Genomic DNA, 20,253 nt, shown 5'->3' with positions numbered 1-20,253 from the left:
CGCTATTAGGACTTTCATGAACAAGAACCTGTACCGCATCATCTTCAACAAACGCCGTGGCCAATTGATGGTCGTCGCCGAAAATGCTTCGTCGCAAGGCAAGGCTGCCAAGGGGGAGGGAGGCCTGGACAGCGGCGTGTTTGGCGGTGATGGCGGTGGCGGGGTCAATGCCAAATTGCGGCCCCTGGCCTTGGCGATATTTGGCGCGCTGGGCATGGTGAGTTTTGTCGCCGGGCCGGCCATGGGACAGATCGTGGCCGATCCGAACGCGCCGGGCCGCCAGCGTCCGACCGTGGTGCAAAGCGCGAACGGCGTGACACAGGTCAACATCCAGACGCCGAGCGCGGCGGGCGTGTCGCGCAATACCTACAGCCAGTTCGACGTGACGGCGAATGGCGCCATCCTGAACAATAGCCGCGGCAATGTGCAGACGCAGACGGGCGGCTGGGTGCAAGGCAACCCATGGCTGGCGGGCGGCAGTGCGCGCGTGATCCTCAACGAAGTCAACTCAGCCAACCCGAGCCAGCTGCGCGGCTATGTCGAGGTGGCGGGCCTGCGGGCCGAAGTCGTCATCGCCAATCCGGCCGGCGTGGCCATCGACGGCGGCGGTTTCATCAATGCCAGTCGGGTCACGCTGACGACGGGCACGCCTATCCTCAACGGCGGCAACCTGGACGGCTACATGGTGCAGCGCGGCGTGGTCAGCATCAACGGGCGTGGCCTGGATACGTCGCTGAGCGACTACACGGCCATCCTGGCGCGCGCCGCACAGATCAATGTCGGCATCTGGGCGCAGGAATTGAAAGTGGTGACGGGGGCGAACCAGATCGATGCGGCGCATGGCGTGGCGGGCGGTATTGCTGGCGTGGGGCCGGCCCCGGCCTACGCGCTGGACGTGGCACAGCTGGGCGGCATGTACGCGGGCAAGATCACCCTGATCGGCACGGAAGCGGGCCTGGGCGTGCGCAATGCGGGCGTCTTGGCGGCCACGGCGGGTAATCTGGTGCTGCAATCGAATGGCTGGCTGAGCAACAGCGGCAATATCCAGTCCGCCGGCGCGGGCAGCCAGACCAGCATTGCCGTGACGGGCGACGTAGCCAATAGCGGCACCGTGTATGCGGGCGGCGACAGCCAGGTGCAGGCGCAGGGCAACATTGCCAACAGCGGCGTGATCGCGGCCCAGGGCAATGCCAAGGTGCATGCCACGGGGGCGGCGGCGCGCATCGATGCCACTGCTGGCTCGGTGCTGGCGGCTGGCTTGAATCTGGACAATACCTTGGCTGCCAGCGGCAAGCTGAGCGTTTCTGCTGGCGACACCATTGCCGTGCACGGCACGGCCGTGGCTGGCGGCGACAGCAGCCTGGCGGCGCGCCAGCTGGACCTTGCTGGGGCGCAAGTTTCGGGCGGGAATGTCAGCCTGGGCGCCAGCGCTGGCGACCTCGAAGCCAGCCGCGCGCAGGTCACCGCCCGCGACCGCCTGCAACTGGACGCGGCGCACACCGTGCGCAGCGATGCGGCGCAACTGGTGGGTCAGCAATTGGGCGTGAACGCGCACGACTTGTCGAACGTGGGCGGCCAGATCATGCAACTGGGCAACGGTGATCTGGCCATCCGCTTGCCGGGTGCACTGGACAATACGCGCGGCGTCATCGCCACGAATAGCCAGGCTTTGCGTCTGCATGCTGCCAGCCTGAGCAATCAGGATGGGCAAATCCAGCATGCGGGTACGGGCGCGCTGGAGATCGGCGCAGCGCAAGTCAACTTGCAGCGCGGCAGCATCCTCAGTAATGGCGCCATGGCGCTCACGGGCGAGCACATCGACCACCGCGCTGCGCGCACGGTGGCGGGGCAGCTCAGCATCGACGCCGCAACCCTGGACAACCGGGGCGGCAGCCTGGCGCAGAGCGGCCAGGGCGCTACCGGCGTGCACGTGCGCGGCGGGTTGGACAATCGCGGTGGCGCGCTGGAAAGCAATGGCGCTTTGAGCGTGCAGGCGGGGAATGTACAAAATCAGAAGGGCCGTATCGTCTCGGGCACGGATGTGGCGCTGTCGACAGGTGCGCTGGACAATACCGAGGCGACCCTGGCGGCGGGCGGCAAGTTGCGCCTCGACAGCGGCGACGTCGACAATACGCGCGGCCAGATCCAGGCGCTGGCGGGCGATGCGGCCCTGACGGTGGCAAAGCTGAACAATACGGCCGGCAGCGTGTTTGCCGGTGGCAACCTTGCCACCCGGGCCAACGAAGTGCTCAATAGCGGCAACCTGTATGCGGCCGGCAGCCAGGCGCTGCAGGTCAGCGGCGCCGTCAGCAACAGCGGCGTCATTGCCGCGCAAGGCGATAACCGCGTCGACGCCAGCCGCATCGACAGCGCTACTGGCAGCCTGCTGGGCGCCGGCATCCGCGCCGACGGCAGCCTGGCCGGCAACGGCCAGTTGCAACTGACGACTGCGCAAGCGATCAGTGCGCACGGTCAGAACCTGGCCGCCGGCAAGACTAGCATGCACGCAGCGGCCATCGACCTGAGCGGCAGCCAGACGGGCGGCGCGGCGATTAGCCTGAACGCCAGCGCCGGCAACGTCGTCACCGATGGCGCACTGGTGACGACCACGGGCCTGCTGTCCGTGACGACGGCCGGCAGCGGCCAGGCCCTGTCGAACGTGCGCGGCACCCTGAGCGCGGGCCAGTTGGATATCACAACGGGATCGCTCGACAACCGCGGCGGCACCTTGATCCAGACGAGCGCTGGCGACACGGTATTGACAGGCAGCACCCTGGACAACACGGGCGGACGCATCGCCGTCAACAGCGCCAAGCTGGCGCTGACTGCGGAACAGGTGACTAATCGCGACGGCAGCATCGAGCACGCGGGCACGGGCAGCCTGAGCATCGACGCGGTGCGTTTCGATGACGAGCGCGGCAAGGTGACGGGCAATGGCCTGGTTGATATCCAGGCGGAAACAATTGATCACCGCCATGCCGTCACGACCGGGCAGCAGGTAACAGTGCAGGCCGACAATCTGGACAACCGCGACGGTACCCTGCAGCAGACGGGACCAGGACAGATGCGCGTGGACGTGGCGCAGACCCTGGACAATACGCGCGGCAACATTGCCGGCAATGGCGGCGTGCAAGTGCAGGCTGCTGTGGTGGACAACAGCAAGGGCCGTATCACGTCCGCTGCCTCGGCAGATATCACCAGCAAGGGCGCGCTGACCAATACGGACGGCGTGATTGCTGCGACTGCCGACTTGCATGTGGCAGGTGTAAATATTGACAACACGCATGGCGTATTGCAGGCGGACAATTTACGTCTGGGTGCGGCGACCTTGCTGAACCAGCAGGGCACGCTCAGCGCCGGTTCGGACCTGAGGGCGCGCCTCAGCGCAGACTTGAGCAACACCGGTCTGCTGTACGCGGGCCGCAACCAGCAACTGACGGTGGGCGGTGTGCTGAACAACAGCGGTTCCATCGCCTCCGTTGGCAACACCAATATTTCCGCTAATAAAGTGACCAGCAGCGGCTTGCTCGGCGCCGGCGTGAAAGCGGACGGCAGCTTGGGCGTGGCAGGTGATCTCAGCATCAACGCCGATGGCGTCTTGCAAGCGAGTGGCCAGAACCTGGCGGCGGGCAGCGCCGTGCTGGCGGGCGACAATGTGGACTTGTCGGGCAGCCAGACGGGGGCAAGCAACATCGCCATCACCGCGCGCAGCGGCGACGTATTGACGAACAAGGCCGTGATTTCCGCCAGCAATCTGCTGGCTATTACCGCCAATGCGAACAATGGACAATCGCTGGTGAATAGCCAAGGGCAACTGGTGGGTGGGCAGTTGCAGCTGAACGTGGTGAATGTGAACAACGCCAGCGGCGAGATAGTGCAGACAGGGAGTGGGGATACCGTCATCAGGACGGACAAGCTGGACAACACGGCCGGCCGTATCGCCGCCAACAGCGCGAACCTGGCGTTGAACGCGACGGTGTTGACGAACATCAATGGCAAACTGGAACACGCGGGTGCAGGCGTTCTGGCCATTAACGCAGGTCAGTTCAACAACCAGTACGGCAAGATCACGGGCAATGGCAAGCTTGACATCACTGCCGCCGCCATCGACCACCGCAATGCGACGACGGTGGCGAATCAGCTGATCGTCAACGCCGGCAGCCTGGACAACCGCGCCGGCAGCCTGGCGCAAACGGGTACAGGTTTGATGAGCCTCAATGCCGGCGGCTCGCTGAACAACACGGGCGGCAAGATCGAGGGCAATGGCGATGTGCTTGTGAAGGCAGCAACCTTGCTGAACAGCACGGGCCGCTTCGTGGCGGCGCAGGATGCCGAATTGAATGTGGGTAGCCTGGACAATACGGAAGGGATCGTGGCCGCAGGGCGCAACCTGGCATTGAGCGGTGCTGACATCAACAATACCAAGGGCCAGTTGCAAGCCGTGGCCGGCAACGCCACCTTGAACGTCGCGAACTTGAACAATGCGGCAGGCAACGTGTTTGCCGGCGCCAACCTGAACGCGACACTGGCCAGCCTGAATAATACAGGCAGCCTGTATGCGGCCGGGAATCAATCCCTGAACGCAACAGGCGCCATCGTCAACACGGGCGTCATCGCGGCGCAGGGAGATACCAGCATCACGGCCAATCGCCTCGATAGCAGTGCAAGCAGTCTCATTGGCGCCGGTATCCAGGCCGATGGCAAGCTGGGCACGTCTGGCGACCTGGCGATCGGCACCGCGCAAGCACTGAATGCACACGGCCAGATTTTGGCGGCCGGCAATGCCAATCTGACAGGTGCCACGCTCGACATCAGTGGCAGTCAGGCCAGCGCGGCCAATATCGGCCTGATGGCAACCCAGGGCGAGGTCAGCACGAACAAGGCCGTGGTGACGACGCCGGGCACGTTGAACGTGACGACCAGCGCCACCTTGCACAACACGGACGGTACTTTGCAGGCGGGCCAGCTCAACCTGCATGTGGCAAACCTGGACAACGCCAAGGGTACGTTGCTGCAAACGGGTACGGGTAACACCGTCATCCAGACGGGCAATCTGGATAACACGGCTGGTCGCATCGCCGTCAACAGCGACAAGCTGGCCCTCGATGCGACTACGCTGACGAACCGCGATGGCAAGATCGAGCATACGGGAGCCGGCATCCTGTCCGTGCAGGCGGGCGTGCTGGACAACAGCAAGGGCCGTATCACATCCGCCGCGGCGGCCGACATCGTTAGCAAGGGCGCGCTGAACAATACCGATGGCGTGATGGCAGCGACTGCCGACTTGCAGGTGGGCGGTATTGCACTGGATAACACCCGAGGCATATTGCAAGCGGACAATTTACGTCTGGATGCCGCTACCTTGCTGAACCAGCAAGGCACGCTCAGCGCCGGCACGGACCTGACGGCGAAAGTGAGCGGTGACCTGAACAACGCTGGCCTGCTGTACGCGGGCCGCAACCAGCAATGGACAGTGGGCGGCGTGCTGAATAACACGGGGTCGATCGCCTCCGTCAACAACACCCATATTTCCGCTGGCAAAGTGACCAGCAGCGGCTTGCTGGGCGCTGGCATCAAGGCGGACGGTAGCTTGGGCACGGCAGGCGATCTGACCATCCATGCCGATGGCGTGTTGCAAGCGAGCGGGCAGAACCTGGCGGCGGGCAGCGCTCAGTTGAAAGGTGGATCGGTCGATTTGTCGGGTAGCCAGACTGGCGCGGTGAATATCGCCATCATGGTAAATATTGGCGATGTCGTGACGAACAAGGCGGTGATTTCCGCCAGCAACGTGCTGGCCATCACGGCCAACGCGCATAACGCGCAGTCACTGGTAAATACGCAGGGCCAGCTGGTGGCCGGCCAGTTGCAACTGAACGTGGCCAACCTGAACAACGCCAGCGGCGACATCGTGCAAACGGGCACCGGCGATACAACCATTACCACAGGAAAACTCGACAACACGGCGGGTCGTATCGCCGTCAACAGCGCGAACCTGGCTTTGAACGCCACGGTATTGACGAACATCAATGGCAAGCTGGAGCACGCAGGCGCCGGCATCCTGGCCATCAACGCGGGCCAGTTCAACAATCAGTTCAGCAAGATTACGGGTAATGGCAAGCTCGACATCACGGCGACTAGCTTGGATCACCGCAATGCCACGACCATCGCGAACCAGCTGACGGTCAATGCGGGCACGCTGGACAATCGCAGCGGCAGCCTGGCGCAAACGGGTACAGGTTTGATGAACGTCAATGCGACTGGTTTGTTGGACAATACGGGCGGCAAGATCGAAGGCAATGGCGATGCGCTGGTAAAGGCCACTACCTTGCTGAACAACAAGGGCCGCATCGTGGCGGCGCAGGATGCCGCGTTGAACGTCGGTAGCCTGGACAATACGGATGGTACGGTGGCTGCCGGCCGCAACCTGGCATTGAGCGGTGCTGACATCGACAATACCAAGGGCCAGTTACAGGCCGTGGCGGGCGATGCGACCTTGAATGTTGCGACCTTGAATAATACGACAGGCAGCGTGTTCGCTGGCGGTAACCTCAGCGCTACGCTCGATACCTTGAATAACAGCGGAAGCCTGTATGCGGCTGGTAACCAGACCTTGACCGCCAGCGGCACCATCATTAACACGGGCGTGATCGCGGCACAAGGCAACACCAGCCTCACGGCAAAGATCCTCGACAGCAGCGCAAGCAGCCTCATCGGCGCCGGCATGCAGGCCGATGGCAAGCTGGGTACGGCTGGTGACTTGACCATCAACACCGCGCAAACGCTGGCTGCACACGGCCAGAATCTGGCGGCGGGCAAGGCGACCCTGACAGGCGCCAGCATCGACATCGGCGGCAGCCAGACCAGCGCGACGAACATCGGCCTGACGGCCACTCAGGGCGATGTTGCCACGAACAAGGCCGTGGTGATGACGCCAGGCACATTGAACATCACGAGCAATGCCGCCCTGCACAACACGGAAGGCACCTTGCAGGCGGGTCAATTCGACTTGCATGTGGGCAATCTGGACAACGCCAAGGGCACTCTCTTGCAAACGGGCACGGGCGATACCGTCATCCAGACGGGCAATCTTGACAACACGGCTGGCCGCATCGCCGTCAACAGCACGAACTTGAATATCGATGCCGCCAAGGTCACGAACCAGGATGGCAAGATCGAGCATGCGGGCACGGGGACGCTGAATGTGCAGGCGGGTGTGCTGGACAACAACAAGGGCCGCATCACGTCGGCGGCAGCAGCTTCTGTCATCAGCAAAGGTGTGCTGAACAATACGGATGGCGTGATCGCCGCCACCACCAATCTGCAGGTTGGCGGCACTGCACTGGACAACACGCGCGGCGTCTTGCAGGCGGACAATTTACATCTTGAGGTGGCGGCCTTGCTGAACCAGCAGGGGACAGTGAGCGCTGGCATGGACCTGACGGCGAAAGTGAGTGGTGATTTGAATAACGCTGGCCTGCTGTATGCGGGCCGCAACCAGCAACTGACGGTGGGTGGTTTGCTGAACAATAGCGGGTCGATTGCCTCCGTGAATAACACGACGATTACCGCTGGCAAAGTGACCAGCAGCGGCTTGCTGGGCGCCGGTGTGAAAGCGGATGGGAGCCTGGGTACGGCAGGCGATCTGACCATCCATGCCGATGGCGTGTTGCAAGCGAGCGGGCAGAACCTGGCAGCGGGCAGCGCTCAGTTGAAAGGTGCATCGGTCGATTTGTCGGGTAGCCAGACTGGCGCAACGAATATCGCCATCACGGCAAATACTGGCGATGTCGTGACGAACAAGGCGGTGATTTCCGCCAGCAACGTGCTGGCCATCACGGCCAACGCGCATAACGCGCAGTCACTGGTAAATACGCAGGGCCAGCTGGTGGCCGGCCAGTTGCAACTGAACGTGGTCAACCTGAACAACGCCAGCGGGGAGATCGTGCAGACGGGCACGGGCGACACCGTCATCACCACCGGCAAGCTGGACAATACGGCAGGCCGCATCGCCGTCAACAGCGCGAACCTGGCCTTGAACGCCTCCGTCTTGACCAATATCAATGGCAAGCTGGAACACGCGGGCGCGGGCATCCTGGCTATCAACGCGGGCCAGTTCAACAACCAGTTCGGCAAGATTACGGGCAACGGCAAAGTGGACCTCACCGCTGCGACCTTGGACCACCGCAATGCCACCACCGTGGCCAATCAGCTGACGGTGAACGCGGGCAGCCTGGACAACCGTGCCGGCAGCCTGGCGCAAGCGGGTACAGGTTTGATGAATGTCAATGCGACTGGTTTGCTGGACAACACGGGCGGCAATATCGAAGGCAATGGCGATGCTCTGGTGAAAGCAGGTACGTTGTTGAACAACAAGGGCCGCATCGTGGCGGCACAGGATGCCAAGTTGAACATCGGTAGCCTGGATAACACGGAAGGCACGGTGGCGGCGGGGCGCAATCTGGCATTGACCGGTGGCGATATCGACAATACCAAGGGTCAGTTGCAGGCCGTGGCGGGCGATGCGACCTTGAAGGTTGGCAAGCTGAACAACAACGCGGGCAGCGTGTTTGCCGGCGGCAACCTGAACGCTACGCTCGACACCTTGAACAACAGCGGCAGCCTGTATGCGGCCGGCAATCAAACCTTGACCGCCAGCGGCGCCATCGTGAACACGGGCGTGATCGCGGCGCAAGGCAACAACAGCCTCACGGCGAAAAGCCTCGATAGCAGCGCAAGTAGCCTGATCGGCGCCGGTATGCAGGCCGATGGCAAGCTGGGCACGGCTGGTGACTTGACCATCAACACCGCGCAAACGCTGGCTGCACACGGCCAGAATCTGGCGGCGGGCAAGGCGAACGTGACAGGCGCCAGCGTGGACTTGTCTGGCAGCCAGACCAGTGCCGCCAACATCGGCCTGACGGCAACCCAGGGCGATGTCAGCACGAACAAGGCGGTGGTGACGACGCCAGGCGCGCTCAGCATCACGACGAGCGCCACCTTGCACAACGCGGAAGGTACCTTGCAGGCGGGCCAGCTCGACTTGCATGTGGGCAACCTGGATAACACCAAGGGCAGCGTCATCCAGACGGGCTCGGGCGATACCGTCATCCAGACGGGCAATCTCGACAACAGCGCCGGTCGCATCGCCGTCAATAGCGCGAATCTGACCCTGGGTGCGGCCAGCTTGACGAATGCGGGCGGCAAGATCGAGCATGCGGGCAGCGGCACCTTGGCCATCACGGCAGCCACCTTGCAGGGGGCCGGCGGCAGTATCATCGGCAATGGCGCCGTCGATCTGAAGGCAGGCTTGTTCGACCACGCCAACGCCACCACCACGGGACGCTCCCTGAGCGTGCAGGCAGACAGCCTGAGCAACCGGGGCGGTCATCTGCTGCAGACGGGCGCGGGTGGCATGACGGTTGCCGTCACCGGCCAACTGGACAATTCAAATGGCGAAATCGCTGGCAACGGCACCTTGTCGGTGCAGACCGGCAGCCTGGACAACACCAAAGGCAAGATCACCTCGGCCACGTCCGCCGACATCGCCAGCACTGGCGCGCTCGTCAATACCGATGGCGTGATCGCGGCGGCGACCGATTTGCACCTGGGTGGCGCCATCGACAATACGCGCGGCTTGCTGCAGGCGGGGACCGGCGCCTTGCGCCTGGATGCGGCCAGCCTGCGCAATGCGCAAGGCACGCTCAGCGCGGCCACGGATATCACGGCCAAAGTCGTCGGCGACGTGCTGAACGCTGGCGTGTTGTATGCGGGGCGCAACCAGACTCTGGATATCGGCGGCTTGCTCAGCAATACAGGCTCGCTGGCAGCCCTGGGCAGTACGACAATCACGGCGGGCAGTCTGGGCGGCAACGGGTTATTGGCGGCCGGCATGCGCGCCGATGGCAGCTTTGCCGCGGCCGGTGACCTGACCGTGACGGCCCGTGGCGCTTTGCAAGCTGGCGGCCAGAACATGGCGGCCGGCCAGCTGCAGATAATGGGCGCATCGGTCGACGTGGGCGGCAGCCAAACCAGCGCAGCGAATATCGGCTTGACGGCCTTGACGGGCAATGTGACGACCAGCAAGGCGGTCGTGTCGACGAATGGTTTGCTCGCCATCACGGCGAATGCCGGCAACGGGCAGGCACTGGTGAACCAGGGCGGCAGCTTGAGCGCTGGGCAATTGGCCCTGCGCGTTACCAACCTGGACAACGCCAAAGGCACCTTGATACAGACGGGTGCTGGCGACACGCTCATCGAAACAGGCAAGCTGGACAATACGGGCGGGCGCATCGCCGTCAACAGCGCCAACCTGCGCCTGCAGGCGGGTGACTTGACGAATGTCGACGGCAAGATCGAGCATGCCGGCAAGGGCGTGCTGGAGATCCGCGCCACCAATTTGTATGGCCAGCGGGGCCAGCTGACGGGCAATGGCGCGCTGCAGGTGGCGGCCAATTACCTCGATCACCGCAATGCGAGCCTGCTGGCGCAGCAGGTGAACGTCTCCGCCGGCATCCTCGATAATCGCCAGGGGCAGATCACGCAGCTGGGCACGAGCGCGGCGACAGTGCTGGCCAGTACGCGCCTGGACAATAGCGGCGGCAAGATCGAGGCGAATGGCAATGTGCGCGTGGAAACGGGCGAGTTGCTCAATGAGCATGGCCGTATTGCTTCTGCACAAGATGTCAATGTGGCAGCAACGGGCAAGCTGGACAATACTAGCGGCGTGATCATTGCCGGGCGCGACCTGACGCTGGCCGGCGGCAAGGTAGACAATACCCTGGGCCAGTTGCAGGCGGCAGGCGGCAATGCGCAATTGACGATGGACGAGCTGCTCAATGCGCAAGGCAGCCTCGTTGCCAGCGGCAATCTGACGACGACGGCGGGCAGCGTGCGCAACAGCGGCAGCCTGTTTGCCGGCACAGAACAAACGCTCACCGTGACGGGCGCGCTGGAAAATGCCGGCGTGATCCTGGCCCAGGGCAACAACACGATCAGTGCCAACAGCGTCAACAGCGGCGCGGCCAGCCTGATCGGCGCGGGTGTGAAAGCCGATGGCAGCCTGCAGACGAGCGGCAATCTGCAAATCACGGCGCAGCAGGCATTGGGAGCGCATGGGCAAGTGTTGGCGGCAGGCAATGCCGTCCTGCGCGGCGGCAGCGTCGACCTCGGCGGCAGCCGCAGCAGCGCTGGCAATATCAGCCTGACGGCGACAAGCGGTGATGTCAGCACCAGTGGCGCCGTGGTCACTACGCCCGGCGCCTTGACGATTACATCTGGACAGGCAAGCTGGAACAACCAGCGCGGCGACATCAGCGCCGGCCAACTTGCCGTCACAGCCGGCAACCTGAACAACCAGCAAGGCAGCATCGTACAGACGGGTGCCGGCAATACGGCCATCGACTTGACATCGCCAGCAGGCGTGCTGGACAACACGGGCGGGCGCATCGCCGTCAACAGCGCCAACCTGGGCCTGAAAGCGGGTACGCTGACGAATACGGATGGCAAGATCGAACATGCGGGCAGCGGCACCTTGAGTCTGCAGGCCGCGCAGTTGAACGACCAGCGCGGACAGATCACGGGCAATGGCGCGCTGGTCGTCACGGCCGGCGCCATCGACCACCGCAACGCCAGCACCATCGCGCAGCAAGTGAGCGTGACGGGCACGATCCTGGACAATGCGGGCGGCAACCTGACGCAGCTGGGCAAGGGCGATACCAGCATTCAATTGACGACCAGCCTGGACAACCGCGGCGGCACGATTGCCAGCAACGGCAACACGACGATTGTTGCACCGACCCTCAACAATCAGGGCGGCAAGCTGCAGGCGGCCGGCACGGCCAACCTGACGCTGACGGCAAACAACGTGCTCGACAACCGCCATGGCGGCGTCATCGCCGGCGGCGGCAATGTCGTGCTGGGTGCCGGAAATCTGCTGAACCAAGGCGGCAGCGCCACGGCGGGCGGGCAGCTGACGGCAAATGTGGTGCAGGCATTGAACAATGCGGGCGGCTTGCTGGCCGCCACGGGCAATATGACCGTGAACGCGGCCAGCGTCGACAACAGCGCCGGGGGTAAGTTGGCCTCGGTACAAGGCCTGTTGGCGGTCACGTCCACGGGCGCCACCGTCAACAATGGCGGCACTCTGCAAGCGGGCGGCGATATCATCCTGCGCAATGGCGGTCTGTGGAACGGGCAGGGCACCATTGCGGGCGCGAATGTCACGCTCGACACGCACGGCCAGGTTTTCAACAATACGCAGGGCACGCTGGCGGGCGCAGGCACCGTCAACTTGCAGACGGGCATCCTGGACAACGATGGCGGCTTGCTGCAGTCGGGCGGCGCCATGACCATCGACACGCACGGTAATGCCTTGCTCAACACCAATGCGGGCGCGTACGCGGTGCGCCATCCGGGCAGCGCGGGCGGCATCAGCAGCGGCGCAGGATTGACCCTGCAAACGGGCAGCTGGAACAATGCGGGCGGCTATCTGGGCGCGGCCGGCAACATCACGGGCAGCGTGGGCCAGCTGGATAACCGTGGCGGCCAGCTCGTCGGCAAGTCGGCGCTGGACCTGGCCCTGAGCGGCTTGCAAAACCAGGGCGGGCAAATCCAGGTGCTGGGCAATATTGGCTTGAACGCGGGTGGCGGCAGTATCAACAACCAGCAAGGCTTGATCCGCTCCGGCGCGGCCGTCACGGTGACGGGCGGCACCATTGACAATGCCAGCACCCTGGGCGCGAACCAGGGCATCGAAGGCATCCATGTGACCCTGAACAGTGTCAATGTCAGCAATGTGCAGGGCGCGGTGCGCGCCGATGGCAACCTGGCGATCAACAGTGCAGGCATTATCAACAACACACTGGGCATGCTCAGCGCCGGCAGCACGCTGGCGCTGCAGGACACCGGCCCTGGCCGGGGACTGGCCGTGACCAACTCGGGCGGCACCATCATCGGCGGCCAGCGCACCGACATCCGCGCGGGCAGCTTGAGCGGCGATGGCAAGGTGTTATCGCAGAAGGATATGGCGCTGGACCTGGCCGGCAACTTTACGCTGAACGCAGGCGCCGAGATCATGGCCAACGGTAATGCGGATATCACCATCGGCGGACAGCTGGCCAATGCCGGGAAAATCCAGGCGCTCAGCATGCTGACCCTGGGCGCTGCGAATTTCGATAACACAGTCACGGGCGACATCAACGCGGGCACAACGCGCGTCAACGTCGGCGGCGTACTGAACAATCGCGGCGTGATCGATGGCATCAGCACACAACTGAACGTCGGCACGCTGAACAACGTCGGCACGGGCCGCATCTATGGCGACCATCTGAGCATAGCCGGCGGCACCGTCAACAATGACGTGGGAGGCGGCGTGGCGGCCACCATCGCCGCACGCGAGCGGCTCGATATCGGCGTGACGACACTCAACAACCGCGAACACGGCCTGATCTTCAGCGGTGGCGACATGGCCATCGGCGGCTACCTGGACGGCAACCGTATCGCCACAGGCTGGGCGGGAGCGGTGACGAATGCCAGCGCGACGATCGAGGCGTTGGGGAGCTTGAACCTGGGCGCGAGTCAGGTGAATGTGCTCAATAACCATCTGGTTTTTGAGGAAGGGCGGATGACGACGGAGAATATATCTGAGTATCAACCAGATGGGAGCGATATCACGTATGCAGAGGGTACTCCAGGCGTGATTCTGGATCGTATTGGTTACAACGATCCCAGCGACCTTTCTATATCGTTGGTGACACCTGGTGATATCTATCATCAAAATTTTATCAAGCGTGAAGTAATTCGTACAACCTATGAGAGCGTTGTCGTTAGTTCCGATCCAGGGAGAATTATTGCAAGCAATAATTTAAAAATTAGCTCAGGTTCGATTGTAAATGACAATAGTCATATTATTGCCGGTGGGACATTGGATATAGATCGGGCGATTCTTAATAATAAGACAACCAAGGGGGAGAAAGTTGTACATGAAAAAGGAAAAATAACCCGCTACCGTGTGAATAATAACCCTGGTTTGCTTCAGACGGGGATAAGCATCCGGCCCGTTGACATGACCAGGACTATTCCAGCCAGTTCTGTCAGTACGTCGCGCAATGAAGGAAATGCCAATACCGGCGGCCAGGGCACAAAACCAGGCAGTGCCGTCAAAAACGGCGTTGGTGGTGCGGCGGAACGCATAGGCGGTGCGGAAACGCAGGTGCGCACTTCGGCTTTTTCTACGGAGGCAACAGAAATCCGGAAAGCCGATGTCAGCGGTCAAGAAACTAATCGTGTCGATGGCGGCAGTGTTGTCCAAAAGACTGACCGTGCTGGCAATCCCGTCACCGATGCGGCTGTTGGCGTCACGCCAGGCAGCAAGCTTGATGGCGCGACAGGCATCGCTGCAGATACAGGGACATCACTGAACCACGTGTCGACAGGCGCGGCAGGTAGCGTTGCCGCACAGGGCGCCGCCACGGTGTCGGGCGCTCACGGTGCGACGGGCAGCACGCGTACGGGCGATGCGGCCCGTACTGTTGCCGTTGACACGGTTTCCGGCGCGCACGTTGATGCGGCCAGCGGCGCTGGCCAGCATGGCGCAGGCGTTGATGCGGCCTTGCTGTCTCGCTCGTCTGTGGGGGCGGTCACGGCCGTGTCGGGCGGCAAGGGGCCGGGCGGCGCGGCCCATGGTGGCGTCCTTGGCCAAGCTGGAGAGCTTGGGGCGGTGAATGCTGCCCAGTTGAGTGGCATTGCCGGCAGCCACGCCAGCTCGCATACAGGCCTTGGTCCCGTAGCCGGGGCCGGCATTGCGGCAGATCAAGTGCAGGGCAAGGGCGGACCAGGCGGTATTGCCGATGCCGCCAAGCTTGGCCGGGCCGGCGAAATTGCAACGCTGGCGTCGACTGCGCTGGCGGGTGTCAACGGCGCGCAAGCAAGCGCCGGAACCGGATTAAACCCGCTGAAAGACGTGGCTATTGCAGCCTCGACAGGCAGCGCGGCATACGCAGGTGCTGTCGGTGGAATAGGGCAGGTGCGCATGAATGGCATTACCCAGGTGAAACTGGGCAATCCATCCACGCGCGCACAAGTGGTGCGGACCACGGGTTCATCGCTGCAGATTCCGAACGCCAGCCTGTATAAAGTGAGCTCTGCGCCATCATCCCGCTATCTGGTGGAAACGGATCCGCGCTTTGCCAGTTATCGGGAGTGGACGGGTTCCGATTATCTGCTCAAGCAGGTGAAAAACGATCCCTCCGTGACGCAAAAGCGCCTGGGCGACGGTTTCTACGAGCAACGCCTGGTGCGCGAGCAAGTCGCAGAGCTGACGGGGCAGCGTTTCGTCGGCGATTACACCAGTGACGAACAGCAGTACAAGGCACTGATGGATCAAGGTGTCGCGTTTGCCAAGCAATGGGACCTTCGTCCCGGTATTGCGCTGACAGCGGAGCAAATGGCGGGGCTGACCAGCGATATCGTCTGGCTGGTGGAACAGGACGTCGTGCTGGCCGACGGCAGCACGCAAAAAGTGCTGGCGCCGCAAGTGTATGTGCGCGTGCGTGAGGGCGATATCGATGGCCAGGGCGGATTGTTGGCCGGCAAGGAAGTCAATCTGAATCTCGAAGGCGATTTGACCAATAGCGGTACGATCGCCGGACGCACGATCGTCAAGCTGAATGCGGAAAATATCGACAACCTGGGCGGGCGCATTACTGGCGACGCCATTTCGGCCCATGCCAGGAATGACCTGAACAACATCAGCGGCACCATTTCTGCCAATAGCGAGCTGCAAGTCAGTGCGGGAAGGGATATCAACGTGAAGACGTCCACGCTGACGTCCAGCGGCGGCGATGGCAAAAACAGCTTCAGTCGTACCACCCTGGATAATCTGGCGGGCCTGTATGTCACAGGCAATGGCACGGCCGGCAGCGGTAATTTGCTGGTATCTGCGGGGCGCGACGTGACTATCGCGGGTGCATCCGTCGTGAATACGGATGCCGGTGGCGGCATTGGCATCGCAGCTGGCCGTGATATTGCCGTCACGACAGTGAACAGCGGTAGTGAGTTCACGTTGGCAGGTCCTGGGCAGCGGCATATGACCGATACGTCCAGCAAAGAAACCGCCAGCACGATTGCATCTGCCGGCGATATTCGCCTGAGTGCCGGTGACAATATCCAGCTGAAAGCGGCAAATGTCCAGGCAGCGGAAACGCTGCAGCTGTCTGCGGAACGCAATATCGACATTTCTACGGCACGGGATACAGAAACGCGTCAAAGCTGGTATGGCAACAGCTCGACCAAAGGCACTAGCCAAGGCAGCGAGCTGGGCGGCAAGCAGATCGTCATGCTGGCCGGCAATGATATTAATAATACTGGCGGCCAGGTGATCGCGACAGACAAGCTCATCGCAAGCGCCGGACGAGACATCAACATCGTCACGACCACTGTCAGCAATGCCAGCAAGAAAGGGATGGGCAATAGCGAAACCAGCACCGTCGTCGACAAGGTGGCAGGCCTGTATGTGACCGGCACGGGTGAAGGCAATACGCTGGTCGCCCAGGCGGGCCGTGATATGACGCTGACCGGAGGCGTCATCGCCAATGCCGGCGTGAATGGCCAGACCAGCCTGGTCGCAGGTAATAACCTGACTCTCAATACCGTCGCCGTCGCCTCGACGCACGACCAAGTGCGCAATGCGGACAATTACCGCAAAGAAAGCAAGACAGGTGAAGTGGGCAGCCAGATCATGGGCGCCGGCAACGTCAATTTGCAGGCGGGCCATGATCTGACGGCGCGCGCGGCGGACGTGCAGGCGCGCGGTACCTTGGGCCTGGTGGCGGGCAATGACATCAGCCTGGTGAATGGTTTCCAGAACGAAGTGACTGATGTTGCCAGCAAATCGACGAAGAAGGGTTTCTGGAACAAGACCACGACGACCAAGCACGATGTGGTCGATACCACCACGGCCATCGGCACCTCGCTTGGCGGTAGCAGCGTGACGGTGCAGGCCGGGCATGATTTGCAAGTTACTGGTTCGAGCATCTTGAGCGACGACGCGACGCGATTACTCGCAGGCAACAACATCACGATCGACGCGGCCACCAATACGGTATACGAACTGCATCACACGAGTACCAAGAAAAGCGGCTTCATGAGCAGTGGCGGCATCGGCTTCAGCTATGGCACCAAGACCACGACGGTGGATCAGGAGCGGGACGCCACCTTGCAAAGCGGCGAGGCGCGCAGTTCGATCGGCGCCACAGGCGGTGCATTGACGATGGTTGCCGGCAATAACGTGACGATAGGCGGCAGCGATATTCTTGCCGCTACCGATCTCGATATCATCGGCAAGAGCGTCACCATCAAGCCGGGCAAGGACAATGAGAAGGGGAAATTTGAAGTCAAGACGACGCAGGATGGCTTGACCCTGGCTCTGGGCGGCAGCGTGATCAGCGCCATCCAGACCTTGCAAACCATGAGTTCGGCGGCCAGCACGGCCAAGGATGGCCGCGTTACGGCCATGGCGGCGGCCACGGCGGCCATGGCCGCCAAGGACGCTGCCAAGGACATGATGAAGGAAGGCGGTCCAAGCATCAGCATCAGCCTGACGGCGGGCCATTCGGAAAGCATCCAGACGCAAAACACGGCCAGCACCACCCATAGCGGCAGCGTATTGACAGGCAACAATATCAACATCACGGCCCTGGGTGGCGGCAAGGATAGCAACATCAATATCCTGGGCAGCGACTTGAACGCGAAGAACGATATCCGCCTGCATGCCGACAATAACGTCAATCTGCTGGCCGCGCAGGACACGGAAAGCCAGCACAGCAAGAGCTCGAGCCTGAGCGCCTCCGTGGGCGTGAAGGCGATCGTCAGCACACAGGGCACCTCGTTCGGCTTCACGGCCAGCGTCAGCGGCAGCAAGGGGCATGAGGATGGCGATGGCACGACGCAGCTCAATACCCATGTGAATGCAGGCGACAAGCTGGTTATCACAAGTGGTGGCGACACCAACATCAAGGGCGCCGTGGCCAGCGCCAACCAGGTGATTGCCGACATCAAGGGCAATCTGAACCTGGAAAGCTTGCAAGACCTGGCCAAGTTCGACAGCAAGAGCCAGAGCATTTCCGCCAGCGGTACGGTGGGCATTGGCGCCAGCTTCAGCGGCAGCTATAGCCAGAGCAAGATGCACAACGACTATGCCAGCGTGCAGGAGCAAAGCGGCATCAGGGCAGGCAACGGCGGCTTCCAGATCAAGGTGGGCGGCAATACGGACTTGAAGGGAGCCGTCATCAGTGCCACGGAGGCGGGCAAGCTGAACAGCAGTTTGACGACCGCGACCCTGACGCATAGCGACATTGCCAACCATGCGATATCGAAGGGTAGCAGTGTGGGTGTTTCGGGCGGTTTTTCGGTAGCGGGCAAGGAGACCGAAGAGAATAAGAATTTGACCAATGTTGGCGGTAAAGGCGGCACCACCGCAGGCCTGCCTGCCATTGTCGCGCTCAGCGAGAACGCTAGTAGTACTACGCGTAGCGGCATCAGTGGCGGCACTCTGGTCATCACCGATGATGCGGCTCAGCGTGCAGCGACGGGCAAGGGAGCGGATGAAGCTATCTCCGATCTGAACCGCGATGTAACGACTGGAGTGGATTCCAGCGGTAAGATTGGCAATAATTTTGACAAGGCAGCGCTGCAGGCGACGATGGATGTGACGGCGGCGTTTGCGGCAGCTGCTGCAGAGAAGCTGGGGACCTATGCTTCCGATAAGCTGAAAGAAGCGACTGCATTGGCAGATGAAGCATATAAGCTTCGAGAAACCGATCCTGAAAGAAGCGCAGAGTTAACGCGTCAAAGTGTTGAGTTAACAGAGAATTGGAAAGAGGATGGACTCGCGCGTGTTGCCTTGCACACGGCAATTGGCGGGCTTGCCGGTGGCGCCAATGGTGCTTTGGGCGCAGGCGCGGCGGCGTTGTCGACTGATAGCATCGCCAAGCAGCTGAAGCAACTTGATATGCCTGAAACGCTGCGTGATGCGTTGACGCTGGCGGCGGGCGCTGCGGTGGGCGCCGCTGCTGGTGGGGCGACGGGAGCGGCGACCGCGGCAAATGAGGTGGCGAATAATTATCTGAAACACAAAGAAATTCTCGAACTTAGCGCCATATCAAAAGCATGTTCCAAGGATCCGAAAGGGAGTGGCTGTGATAAAGAAAGAGAAAAGCAGTTGCAAGCAAGCAGTGCTGAGCGGGATGCGAAGCTGGAGAGTTGTAAGTCAGATACAAGTGCCCAATGTCAGGCACTCAGAACGGAGCTTCGTTTGGCTGTTGATGAAATCGACAGGCTAGGTGGTGGGTATCGTGATAGCGTATATTTGCAGGAGAAAAAAAATGCGAAGGCAGAATTATTTGGAAAGAATATTTCCGATACATATAGAATAAAAGCCACAAGTTATCGTGAAATGAGTGAGGTAAAATTACCTTTTTTAATTGCATTGATTAATGATCCTCGCCCTGAATATGCCGCTGTCGCTACACAACTTGAACGTTATGCAAAAGCAGCAGAGGGGGATAAGAAAGCAATTGCGGAAACAATAATTATTGATGTCATTGCACCAATCGCAGGTGGAAAAGCTATTGCGAGTAATAATCGTGGCACGAAGCCGGGGCAGGGCAGGGAGGTATTTCAGGCCGAAGCTGTATTAGAGACGAAACCTGCAACCGTTGGAGTCCGACCTCATGTTCCAGTGGGAGATGAGCCTTATGCTGGTGCTAAAGGAATTTCAGATGGAGGAATGGCCCATCCAGTATCGGTGGTGCAGAGTCGGCCAAGTATAGATATTTCAAGCGGGCAAAACATAACAGATCGTGGGACGTTGTTGAATTTATATCCAGATCATGCAGTAGTAGCTCAATTTCCTGTGAGGAATTTATTGCAAGACGAAAGTGGACGTTATTGGTTGAAAAGTCCTGAAGGTAAAAAAATAACACCATCTGGATCGTATGATTTTGTTACTTTGCCGAATGGTGAAATTAAAGTGACAAGGCCAAATAGCAATCCCGATTTCTCCACGCACCTTGGTTTAAGTGGTGGAGGTGAGGTTAATTTTGCTGGATCCATTCGGTTCTTTAATAATATGGGGCCTAATCGAGGTGCAATTAGCAACTGGACAGACAGATCTGGTCATTATAAACCTCCAGCTACGTTGATTGATAATGCTGGATTGCCAAAAAATGTATTTAACTCCAAAGGGGGAAGGTAAAA

At 61.2% G+C, this 20,253-nt stretch carries 1 protein-coding gene; it reads left to right on the top strand.

Annotated features, from left to right (window positions below; genetic code table 11):
• Positions 1-16 precede the first annotated feature (16 nt).
• Positions 17-20,251, top strand: a complete 20,235-nt coding sequence (locus tag OX460_RS07260) for a hemagglutinin repeat-containing protein (protein ID WP_289898236.1) — start codon at positions 17-19, stop codon at positions 20,249-20,251.
• Positions 20,252-20,253 lie beyond the last annotated feature (2 nt).

The organism is Janthinobacterium sp. SUN033 (assembly GCF_030397595.1).
GTDB lineage: Bacteria > Pseudomonadota > Gammaproteobacteria > Burkholderiales > Burkholderiaceae_D > Janthinobacterium > Janthinobacterium kumbetense.
Note: the sequence above shows the minus strand (reverse complement) of the source record. Positions and strands in the feature narration are given on the sequence as shown.